The sequence below is a fragment of the Microcystis sp. M061S2 genome (genome assembly GCF_020245605.1).
Lineage (GTDB): Bacteria > Cyanobacteriota > Cyanobacteriia > Cyanobacteriales > Microcystaceae > Microcystis.
Genome location: NZ_JADBUP010000109.1, coordinates 1 through 11,514, shown reverse-complemented (window position 1 = coordinate 11,514; position 11,514 = coordinate 1). Strand labels below are relative to the sequence as shown.

Genomic DNA, 11,514 nt, shown 5'->3' with positions numbered 1-11,514 from the left:
CCATAGTTTTCCGTCAAAATTCGATTTTGTCTCTTAAAACCCTGATTAATCGGTTTTTAGAGCTAATTTTGACTCTTGGTCTAATCTGCCTGTCTTCCTTGCTGTGACTGACTTACAAATTTTTGGAGATGTCTATTGAAGATAGATTTTGTCTTTGATCCCCCTATCCATTAGTCAGCTCTTTCTTAACATTTCAAACCTTTGTAGCACAGGGGTTTCAAGACTCGGTTAACAATCTGTAATATTCCTTGTTGACACCCTTACTGACAAAGAAAAAACTGAAATCAAGTCAGGATAAGGGGTGGAGTGCTTACTGACAAAATTGTTAAGAAAGCTCCCTATAAGGGATAGCTTAATCAGGGGGGTGTCTGACAATTTTTAACAGCCACCTACTTATTACTTCCGATTTTATCGCTCAATCCAAGCCCTTGCGGGGTTCTACCTCCCAACCCCCGTTGGGGAGGAGAGGACCGGGCGACCCGCACGCGCAGTTTCAGCTGTCCGTGATCAGAGTGCCGTCCCCAAACGCCAGCGCACATTAGCTTTTCGGTGAGATGCTTACAGGTACTTGTTAGTATATGTGTATTAAATGAGAGTCACCGATAATTGCCGATTGTGGCTATTTTCGCCAGTATGAGATGCACCCGTCGTCGGGATAGGGTGTTTCCACGAACAAATATTAAGTTTTATTGAGGGGGTTTACAAAACTTAACTAAACTACTAATATGCTCATGTTAACACTTATTGACATTAACTTTCGTAATATGCCTCAAACCTACATCGACATCTTCAGCGTAAACTCTTTCACGGCACTAGCTGTGGATAACTGGACAATTCTGGGCTTGACGGGCAATGACACGCTCACGGGTAACTCTCTCGCAGACATCATTGAGGGTGGTGTTGGCAACGACAGACTCTTTGGGCTAGGCGGTAACGATATCCTCAATGGTGGTGATGGTGATGACTTCCTCGACGGCGGTATTGGCGATGACTATCTTTCAGGGGAAATTGGCAATGACACTCTTTTTGGCAGTTTAGGCAGTGATTTTTTTAATGGTGGTACGGGGACTGATGTGGCCAATTACAGCAGTTTTGGCAGCAGCATTACCCTGCTACCGACTGGCTCTGTTCTCAAAGGCGGTGGAGCCACAGACCAACTGTTCCAAGTTGAAACTATCATTGCCAACGCCGGATTTAGCAACAATATAATTGATGCTTCCGGGGCAGCATCTCCCGCGTCTATTAATGTCAATTTAGGCCTATCGACTAACAATTTGCGGGTAGTGGGGGGGCCCGTCTTAACTTTTACAGCAACCAATTTTGATGATGTTATTGGCACTAATCAAAGTGACACGATTACTGGTGATCTCCAAGCTAACATCCTTTCGGGTAACGCTGGCAATGACACTATTAATGGGGGTTTAGGTGGTAACGACATCCTCACTGGCGGATTCGGTAATGATACCTTGAATGGCGGTTCTGGCATTGACACCTTAACTGGTAATGCAGATGCAGATATCTTCGTCTTTCAAGTTGGACAATCTACCATATCTAATCCTGATCGGATCACCGATTTTGCCTTCGGCACTGATAGAATCGGCTTATCATTCTTGCCGTCTAGTTTTACTCGCGCTAATAATAGCACTGCTACTACCACAACTGCCTTAGCGACTCAGGTATTTACTGATGCAAATGGATTATCCGCCAATAATCAACCTTTACTCGCCAATAGTGCTGCATTAGTACAAGTAACTAGCATTCCGATCGCTGGAACTTACCTACTTATCAATGATAGCAATCCGTCATTGTCATTGACCGATGATTTATTGGTAAATATCACTGGATCTAGCGGTACTTTACCCGGTTTCGGAAATATTACACCAGTAAGTAGTTTCTTTACTGTTGCTTAATTATTATTGAAAGAGTTAGGAGAAATATCTCCCACAAAGCGTTCCCAGGTAAAACCGAGGAACGCTTTATGGAGGTTATTAAAATTAGCAGAAGTCTAAAAATTACTACAGTAAAAGAAGCACAAATGCTGAATCCTGTAATAAAACTTACAGCGTTTCTTATAAAGATGAAGTATGACCTAATTTGGTATCGACGACCGAAGACTGGCTCCTGACTCCCGAAAACGAAAACTTTGTACTTCACCATTAAGATAACTGCTGTATTCTTGTTAACTATCCTTAGCAATAATTCCTAGATTCGATAACAAAGCTTGCAGGTTAGTTTGCACGGTAGCGGGTTGATATCTCTTAATAGTTTCTAGGGAATTATCAGCGAGTTTTTGCCATAATTCCCTATTGTCATAGAGTTCGATCACTGCGCGGGCAAATTCCTCGGCAGTATCGGCAATTAAAACATCCTGGTGGTCAATTAATCCCATACCTTCGGCACCAATTTTTGTGGTAATAGTCGGTAATCCTAGGGAAAGACTTTGACCTATTTTACCCTTCATTCCCGCACCAAATCGCAGGGGAGCGACAAAAATGCGACTCTTTTGGAAATAGGGTTCTACTTCGGGAACATAACCAGTGACAATCACTTGATCATTGGCTAATTCTTTTACTTCATCCTTGAGGTTACTTCCCAATAAATTAACGGTAATATCGGGACGGGATGCCCAAACTAAGGGCATAATTTCTAAACATAACCACTTAACTGCATCAATATTAGGAGGGTGATTGTAGCTACCAATAAATACTAAACCCGATCGCTGGTCAAAGGCAACTTTTTCTGACAGGGAAATTTCTTCATGGATATTGGGGATTACCCAAACATTTTTCACTCCCAAAGAGGATAAAACCTGTTTTTCGTCTTCGGTTACTACCACGGTTGCTTCTGCTTGATTAGCATAGTTTAACTCTAATTTCTGATAGGTTTGCCAACTCCAGCTAGTATTTTGGTAACTGGGATCAAGATAGTCTTTTTGTCGTTTTAAACGCAGAAAATGCAGGTCAATTGTATCATAAATAATTGGTGCTTTTGTTTTTAAGCGAATTAAATCCATATACTGATCGCACAATTCGGGCCGACACAACCAAACTCCATCGATCAGGGGTAAATATTTGATTAATTTTTCTTCTAGATTATATCTTTGCGGTGTGCCATAAATAACTTCAATTCCTAGCTGTTGCAGCACGGAAGTATAGGGTTGTTCAGGATAGCCATTATCGGGAAAGAAAATCACTGAATAGCCTAAATTGAGCAGTAGCTTAAGAATATTTAATAAACGCACACAGCCGGACTCTCGATCGTATAGTGGCACGTAGGAATCGATGACTAAAATTGTCGGTTTTCCTTGTAAACGTCGGGCAGCTTTGGGTACATTATTAGCATCGTTATCTAGGTGTTTAGTTAATACCTTTGACCATTTTTCTCGAAACTTAGTTTGATTAATAATTTGATATTGTTTTGTCCCACTGGAAAGGTTTGTTCCCGAGGTGATTCCTTCGTAGTGAATAACGTTAGATTGGGGTTGATAGAGGACTTGATAACCCAATTTTCGAAGGGCAAAACATAAGTCTGTATCTTCGTAATATGCGGGGATAAAGTCTTGAGAAAAACCACCTAATTGCTTAAATAAATCTGTAGGAACTAATAAACTGGCCCCCGAACAATAATCCACGGGACGGACATAATTATATTCTGGTTCATCGGGACTATCTAAGCGTCCATAATTCCAACCATCGGCAGAATTCCAGATAATTCCCCCCGCTTCTTGTTGTTTACTATTAGCATAAATTAACTTAGAACCCACCGCACCAACTTGGGGATTATTGACGATTAATTTTAATAAACTTTCTAGACAATTTTCTAGAATTCTAGTATCGTTATTGAGAAAATATAGGTATTGACCTTTTGCTTGACTAGCACCATAATTACAGGAACGGATAAAACCAGAGTTTTCTATATTAGTTAATACTTTAATTCCTTTAACTAAAGTTGCTAATTGTTCTAAAGTTTCATCGCTGGAAGCATCATTAACAATGATTATTTCATAAGCTAAATCAGGACTTAGGTTAACACTTAAGGATTCCAGACAGTTAAAGGTGTAGGCAAATTGGTTATAAACAGGAATAATAATCGAGACTAAAGGATTGTCACTACTGGCAATTTCTAGGGGTTGCGGTTCAGCTAATTTAGCACTTTCGATCACCTGTTCTTCAAATTCAGAGGAACTCTTTCCTGTGAGAATTTTAATAATTTTTCGTTTCGTCTTTTTGAGTGCTGGTTTCCACCCTTCCTCTTGGAGACTAAAAACAAATTTTTTGAGCAGTTTTTTAACTTTAAAAATAATCATTACTACCATAATTCTTCCTCTAGAGAAACCCAATCTTGTGCTAAATTTAAATCTCTTTCTACTCTAACAATAGCTCCTTCCTTTAATTGTTGATTGAGGTAGTTTCTCTGTTGTTCCATAATATATAATTTAATCGCTTCATTAATTAAATTATTATATTCTTTTTCAGGATAATCACTACTCGCCAACCATCGATCAAGAAGTTGCATAGTATCTTCAGGGAGACTTATCTGAAGTTGTCTTAGCATTTTGTCTTTCCTAACTATATTTAAGTAAGTAGTTCTAATTAAATAGAAGATAGATTTCGCCCTCGATCCCCCCTTAATCCCCCCTTGATAAGGGGGGGAACTGACAATCTTTAACACCCACCTACTTAGATAATAACAATTATAAACCCCTAGGGCGATTTTAGTTGCTGTCGGGATAAATTCTCGGGGCTGCGGCGATTAATTTTTGAGTGTAGGGGTGTTGGGGATGGCTAAAAATCTGTTCAGTTTCACCCATTTCAACAATTTTACCCGCAGTCATCACCGCAATTCGATCGCAGAGGAATCTCGCTAACCAAAGATCATGAGTTATAAATAAATAAGTTAGATTAAATAACTTTTGTAACTCTAACATTAACTCTAAAACCTGTGTCTGGACACTAGCATCGAGCATACTAACCGGTTCATCACAAATAACTAATTCTGGACGAGTAATTAAAGCGCGAGCAATGGCTACCCTTTGCTGTTGTCCTCCCGATAACTCCCTAGGATAGCGTCGATAAAATTCCTCTACTGGTGTTAACCCGACTCGATCTAACATTTCTAAAACCTGTTTTTTAGCCGTTTCTAGACTAATTTTTTGATGGATTAAAAGCGGATCGGCGATACTTTCTCCCACCGTCATTAAAGGATTGAGACAAGCGAGGGGATCCTGAAAAATCATCTGCATTAAGCGCCGTTTTGGACGCATTTTTTCCCCCGACAAAGGGGTTAAATCTTCTCCTAAAAATTCCACTTTTCCCCCGGTGGGTTTAATTAACTGTAATAGGGTTCGCGATAGGGTACTTTTCCCACACCCCGACTCCCCAACTAAACCGAATATTTCCCCTCGATACAGTTCAAAATTGACTTCATCCACCGCTTTAATAAATTTCTTTTCTTTCTTGAAGAAACTATCTAACAAGTTACCTTCTAGGGTATAATACTGTTTTAATTTATCCACCTTTAACACCGTTTCTTTGCCTTGAATTGCCGTTAATTTTTCCTCCCGTAACTGTAGGTGTAAAGCGGCGGCCAAAAGAGAACGAGTGTAGGGATGTTGAGGTGTATTAAAAACTGTTTTTACCGCTCCCGATTCGACAATTTTGCCCCCCTGCATCACCGCTAATCGATCGCAATATTCTCCCACCATCGCTAAATCATGGGAAATTAACAATAATCCCATCTGTTCCTCGCTACATAAACGCTTTAATTCCCGCAGAATTTCCGCTGAAACTGTCACATCTAAACTGGTGGTGGGTTCATCGGCAATAATTAACTTAGGGTTTAATAATAAAGCTAAAGCAATGGCCACTCTTTGCCGCATTCCCCCGCTAAATTCGTGAGGATATTGGGACCAACGATTAGCGGGAATTTTCACTTTTTCTAGGAAAGTACAAGCTTCAATTTTAGCTTCAAGATAGGTTAAATCCGTCCGATGAGCTTGCAAAGTTTCCACACAATGATCGCCAATAGTCATCAGAGGATCTAGTCGCGTCATCGGATCTTGAAACACTAATCCCACCGCTTCCCCGCGAAACTTTTCTAACTGTTTGCTAGATAAAGATAAAAGCGATCGCCCTTCAAAGGTAATCTCACCTTCCACGTGAGTGCGATTAGGTAATAACCTTAAAATAGCCTTACCGATGGTCGATTTTCCACAACCAGATTCACCCACTAATCCCAGAGTTTCCCCTTTGCCTATACTAAAAGATACCCCATCGATCGCCCAAGAGGGAGAACTTAATTCTGTCGGGTAGGCAATTTTTAGGTCTTTAATTTCCAACATGACGCGAGCGGTAACGATAAAAGTTAGGACTTAGGGTCAAGTATGCCACACAAACGGCGATCGAGCATTTAATTACTAATCGACAACTTCCCCTAACAAAACCCGACAATACCCCTTTAAAGTCGCCACTCGCTCGCTAATTATCTGTAAACGCTTCTCCCGTCCTTGCCGCGCCGAGGCCAAAAATAACCAATCCGTCTCCAGCAATCGCCAGGATCGATATAGTTCCGTCTGGACTGCGCGCCAACGATTAGCCACCTCTGGGCTGAAATTGTCATCATTTAGTGACAATATCTCCCCCTCTAGACAGGTTTGTAAAGCTTGAAAAGATTGTAACCCCGTGGAAGCATCCCCATCCAGAAGGGCAAGACTGAAATCCTCCAGTTTTCTTAACAAAGATTTGTAGGCTTGATGGTAATTTGTCGGTAGCATCCAATACAAAGCGCGTTAGAATTTGTTACATAAGATTAACGATTTGCCGTCACGGTTGCAAGTCCTCCTCCCGACTAGAGACAAAAACTTAAAAGAATCCCGTCCTTTTCGCCGATCGATCCGATGCCAGTGTTAGAGAGTTAAGTAATCTGGCATCCCTTCGGCCTAATAGTTTTCTAGTTATCCGTCTCCTCCCCCCCTATTATCCCCCCGATCTAACCATGAACGCCATCACTGCCACCCAACCGGAAACCCTCACCGCCCTTCCCCGGGCCACGGAACCGAAAAAAGCGTTAGTTTTACCCGATTGGCTGAAAGAATGCCTAATTACCTACGAAAACGACCCCCAGAATCCCGATACCGATTTAATCTGTAGGGCTTTTAATTTCGCCCATAAACTCCACGATGGCCAGTATCGCAAATCCGGGGAACCCTATATCGCCCATCCTATAGCTGTAGCGGGATTACTGCGGGATCTGGGGGGTGATGGGGCAATGATCGCGGCGGGATTCCTTCACGATGTGGTGGAAGATACGGAAGTCACCCCCGAAGAAATCGAGGCTAGATTCGGTGTCGAGGTGCGTAATTTGGTGGAAGCGGTGACAAAACTCTCCAAATTCAACTTTTCTAGCAAAACTGAACGGCAAGCGGAGAATTTTCGCCGAATGTTCCTGGCGATGGCTCAAGATATCCGCGTCATCGTGGTCAAATTAGCCGATCGCCTGCACAATATGCAAACCCTCGAACACCTCAACCCGCAACAACAGCAACGCATCGCCCTCGAAACTAGAGAAATCTTTGCTCCTCTGGCTAACCGTTTAGGGATTGGCAGATTTAAATGGGAATTAGAAGATTTATGCTTTAAATACCTCGAACCCGATGCTTATCGCACCGTGCAGTTATTGGTATCGGAAAAACGTATCGATCGAGAGGCCCGCATCGAAACCGTCACTAACACATTGCGGGAAAAATTGCAAGAAATTGGCATAAAAGTTCTTGATTTACAGGGTCGCCCCAAACATCTCTACGGCATTTATCATAAAATGCACAATCAAGGCAAAGAATTCGAGCAGATTTATGATATTGCCGCCGTCCGCATTATCGTCGAAACCAAAGAGGAATGTTATCGTTGTTTAGCCATAGTTCACGACCAATTTACTCCGATTCCTAACCGTTTTAAAGACTATATCGGTTTACCAAAAGCTAACCGTTATCAATCCCTCCATACCACCGTTGTCGGTTTAAATGCCCGTCCCCTAGAAGTGCAGATTCGCACCCTAGAAATGCACCATGTTGCTGAATACGGGATTGCAGCCCATTGGAAGTATAAAGAAACTGGTTCTAGTCAAACAACTTTAACCGCTGCGGATGAAAAATTCGCTTGGCTGCGTAATCTTCTTGACTGGCAAAAAGACCTTAAAGATGGTCAAGAATACATGGATGGTCTGAAAAATAATTTCTTTGAAGAAGATATCTATGTTTTCACCCCCAAAGGTGATGTGGTGGCCCTTGCCCAAGGCGCGACACCGGTAGATTTTGCCTATCATATTCATAGCGAAGTAGGTAATCAGATGAAAGGGGCAAGAATTAATGGTAAATGGTCAGTTCTTGATGCTCCCTTGCAAAATGGTGATCTGGTGGAAATTCTCACCAGCAAGCATAGTCACCCTAGTTTAGATTGGTTAAATTTTGTCGTTACTCCTAGCGCCAGAAATCGCATCCGGCAATGGTACAAAAAATCGCGACGAGAAGAAAATATTAGCCGGGGTCGTGATTTATTAGAGAAAGAATTGGGGAAAACTGGCTTCGATGCCCTGCTGAAATCGGAACGAATGCAATCGGTGGCTAAACAGTGCAATTATGTGGCAGTAGATGATTTATTGGCGGCCTTAGGTTACGGCGAAGTTACCCTAAAAAATGTGGTTAATCGTCTGCAAGAAACAGTTAAAAATCAACAGGAAATTTTAACTGTCAAAAATCCGCCCGATGTCCTAACTGATTCCCAATTGATTCTACCATCTTCTCCCGTTCAAAGGGCTTTACCCGTTAGTAAATCACCGATCGCCGGTGTGGAGGGATTAGTCTATCGTTTAGCCGGTTGTTGTTGTCCTTTACCAGGGGAAAATATTACTGGTATAGTTGCCCACGCGGGGGAAGGCATTGTTATTCACCGTCAGGGCTGCTCGAATGTGGAAAAAGCCGAAGCTGAACGCTTAATTCCTGTTAGTTGGAACCCTATAGATGACCAGGGACGTTATCCAACTTATCCGGTAAATATTCAGATTGAAGTGATCGATCGCGTCGGGGTTTTAAAAGATATTCTCTCTCGTTTAAGTGACCAAAATATTAACGTTCGCAATGCCGGAGTTAAGACTAATTTCGGTAAACCCGCTTTAATTTCCCTGAAAATTGAAGTAAAAGACCTGCAACAATTTGAACGCTGCGTTGGTCAAATTAAGCTGATGAGCGATATTTTAAACGTTCGTCGCATCAGTCAGGTAAAAAGCGATCGAGAGTAGGTTAAACCTAGAATTGCTGATCATATTCCCCAAAACCCGAAGCGCCTTAGCTTTGGAAGTGGGATGCTGACACTGACTAAAACCACGATGGCAATATCTGCACTTTTTGTCACCGAACAACGTAGGATCGATAATTAATCTGAGCGCAAAAATCCTTATGTTATTATCCCTACTGTCAGTCATCAGTTTTCTGATTAGTTTTCTGGTCGTTGCCCTGATTAAACAACGTTTTAGTCAACAATTGTTAGATATTCCCAATAAGCGTAGCAGCCATAGTCAACCCACGCCTAGGGGGGGTTGACTCGGTTTTGTCGTTGCTTTTGCTCTGACTGGCTGCCTCAGTTATTTTCTCCTTCCCCCTTCCCTACCTCTTATTCCCCTGTGGTTATCCCTGACTCCTTTAATTATTATCGGCCTTCTCGATGATCGTCGCGGTATTCCCTCTAGTATTCGCTATTTAGTGCAGTTATCCTCCGCTAGTGTTGCGGTCACTTTTTTCGGCGCTTTTCCCCAATCGTGGCTATTAGATTTTGGTTTTGGCGGCAAAATTTTGGCTATTATTCTCACAATTATCGGCCTGACCGCGATCATTAATTTTTATAATTTTATGGATGGTCTTGATGGTTTGGTGGCTGGCTGTACTGCGGTACAATTAGGATTTCTTGCTCTCTATTTTCAGCAATCAATTTTATGGCTTTTGGTGGCAGCTTTAGGCGGTTTTCTCCTCTGGAATTGGTCGCCAGCGAAAATTTTTATGGGCGATGTGGGTAGCACCAGTCTGGGGGCAATTGTCGCTATGGTTTTACTTAATAACCATGGCAATCAAAGTCAAGCTTGGTCAGCTTTAACTATCACTTTTCCTCTGATTGGTGATGCTATTTATACCCTTATTTGTCGATTATTTAGAAAGGAAAATATCTTCCAAGCCCACCGCAGTCACCTTTATCAAAGATTACAAAAATCTGGCTTGTCTCATTCACAAGTAGCGATTATTTATATGGGGGTAACTCTCCTGATTGCTATTAGTATTAACTCCTTAGGAAACCTAGTAGCATGGCTGAGTTTACCTCTGATTCTAGGATTAATTGTTCTCGGAGAAATTTATCTGAACAGGAGAGTTAGCGAGCATAATTTATCAGTGACAAGAAAAGAATAATTTTTTTATTGCTATGGCCTTGCGGGTTAGTCAAACCTAGAGAATGTTATAAGTAGGTAGGTGTTAAAAATTGTCAGTTCCCCCACCTTATCAAGGGGGGTTCTATCTTCAATTTAATTATAACCTGCTACTTACTAAATCCTGTTTCAAAATTATAGTGAGCCTAGATTAGGGAGCAGAAGTAATTAATCAAATAGTTATTAGCGAAAGTCGTTTCTTTCACTCAAAAACTGATGGTTTGAATCTCTAGCAAAAACAGAGCTATTTATTTATTATAACTCTTACAAATCAATTATATGTTATAGTATTGGTTTAACTAATTTTCACAAAAAAATAGTTAATTAGTGTATTTGTTATGAATAAAAACCTGAAGTTTTACTTTTAACTCAAAACTCTTTAGATATGCCTTAATTTGGTTATCAAAACTTCTTTATTTAAGCGAAACAAACTATCTCAATTTTTATAATTGAGAATAAATTCTCCTTGTAGATTAATGTTTGACAACTTTTAAGAAGCAGCTACACCTGTCCCTAACTCATAGTTATAAATAGCCGCTAACAGGTTAACTCTTAAACTATATCTTCGACGACGATTCCAATATTTACAGGATAAGATTTTCAAGATTTTGAGTTTCCTATTTATAGGTTCAATGATAATCCTTTCTTTGGCTAAAGCCTTGTTATACTCCTTTTCTAACTCTGTTAATTTTCTATTTTTCGATTGCTTTTTCAGTGTATAACTATTACTATGATATGCAGCTATTCCCTGATAACCACTGTCTTCTATACTGGTAGTTAAAGGATGAAAACGAACCCGACTTTTTTTAAATAAACTAAAATTATGACCGCTGCCTTTCCCACAAAAGACACAGATAATTTCCTCGGTATTTTTATCAGCTACTAATTGGGATTTTCAAGTATGATAACCTCTTTTACCACCCAAAAAATCTTTCTGTTTCTTTTGGGGGCGTTCAATGGGAGTTTCCGTTACATCCATTACCGTTACGACCGGTATCTCTGCTTGATTTAGTAGAGCTTTTTTTCCTTTTAAACGGAAGTTTCCCGATT

The 11,514-nt window shown here is 40.9% G+C and carries 6 protein-coding genes and 2 pseudogenes; 3 read left to right on the top strand and 5 right to left on the bottom strand.

Features of this window, described 5'->3' with window-relative positions:
- Nucleotides 1–725: 725 nt before the first annotated feature.
- Complete coding sequence (locus IM475_RS17965; RefSeq protein ID WP_287728611.1) at nt 726–1,910, top strand: calcium-binding protein; 1,185 nt, start codon at nt 726–728, stop codon at nt 1,908–1,910.
- 269 nt (nt 1,911–2,179) lie between these two features.
- Here IM475_RS17965 and IM475_RS17960 read toward each other — a convergent pair whose 3' ends face one another.
- The 4 genes from IM475_RS17960 to patD form a co-directional block, all read right to left on the bottom strand.
- Nucleotides 2,180–4,315: a glycosyltransferase gene (locus IM475_RS17960; protein ID WP_287728610.1), complete on the bottom strand. Its 2,136-nt coding sequence runs from the start codon at nt 4,313–4,315 to the stop codon at nt 2,180–2,182.
- Complete coding sequence (locus tag IM475_RS17955; RefSeq protein ID WP_287728609.1) at nt 4,309–4,554, bottom strand: hypothetical protein; 246 nt, start codon at nt 4,552–4,554, stop codon at nt 4,309–4,311. Before IM475_RS17955 ends, IM475_RS17960 begins: the two co-directional genes overlap by 7 nt.
- Nucleotides 4,555–4,714: 160 nt before the next feature.
- Nucleotides 4,715–6,340: a dipeptide ABC transporter ATP-binding protein gene (locus IM475_RS17950; RefSeq protein ID WP_287728608.1), complete on the bottom strand. Its 1,626-nt coding sequence runs from the start codon at nt 6,338–6,340 to the stop codon at nt 4,715–4,717.
- 75 nt (nt 6,341–6,415) lie between these two features.
- On the bottom strand, nt 6,416–6,772 hold the full coding sequence (gene patD, locus IM475_RS17945) for a heterocyst frequency control protein PatD (protein ID WP_287728607.1): 357 nt from the start codon (nt 6,770–6,772) through the stop codon (nt 6,416–6,418).
- A gap of 221 nt (nt 6,773–6,993) precedes the next feature.
- Here patD and IM475_RS17940 point away from each other — a divergent pair, with 221 nt between their 5' ends.
- Nucleotides 6,994–9,291 carry a RelA/SpoT family protein gene (locus tag IM475_RS17940; protein WP_287728606.1) on the top strand — a complete coding sequence of 766 codons (2,298 nt, stop codon included), beginning with the start codon at nt 6,994–6,996 and terminating at the stop codon, nt 9,289–9,291.
- A gap of 157 nt (nt 9,292–9,448) precedes the next feature.
- Nucleotides 9,449–10,447: pseudogene (locus IM475_RS17930) on the top strand (MraY family glycosyltransferase).
- Between the two features lie 507 nt (nt 10,448–10,954).
- Here the strand turns inward: IM475_RS17930 and IM475_RS17925 are convergent.
- Nucleotides 10,955–11,514 (bottom strand): annotated as a pseudogene (locus tag IM475_RS17925) (transposase family protein); the annotation flags it as partial.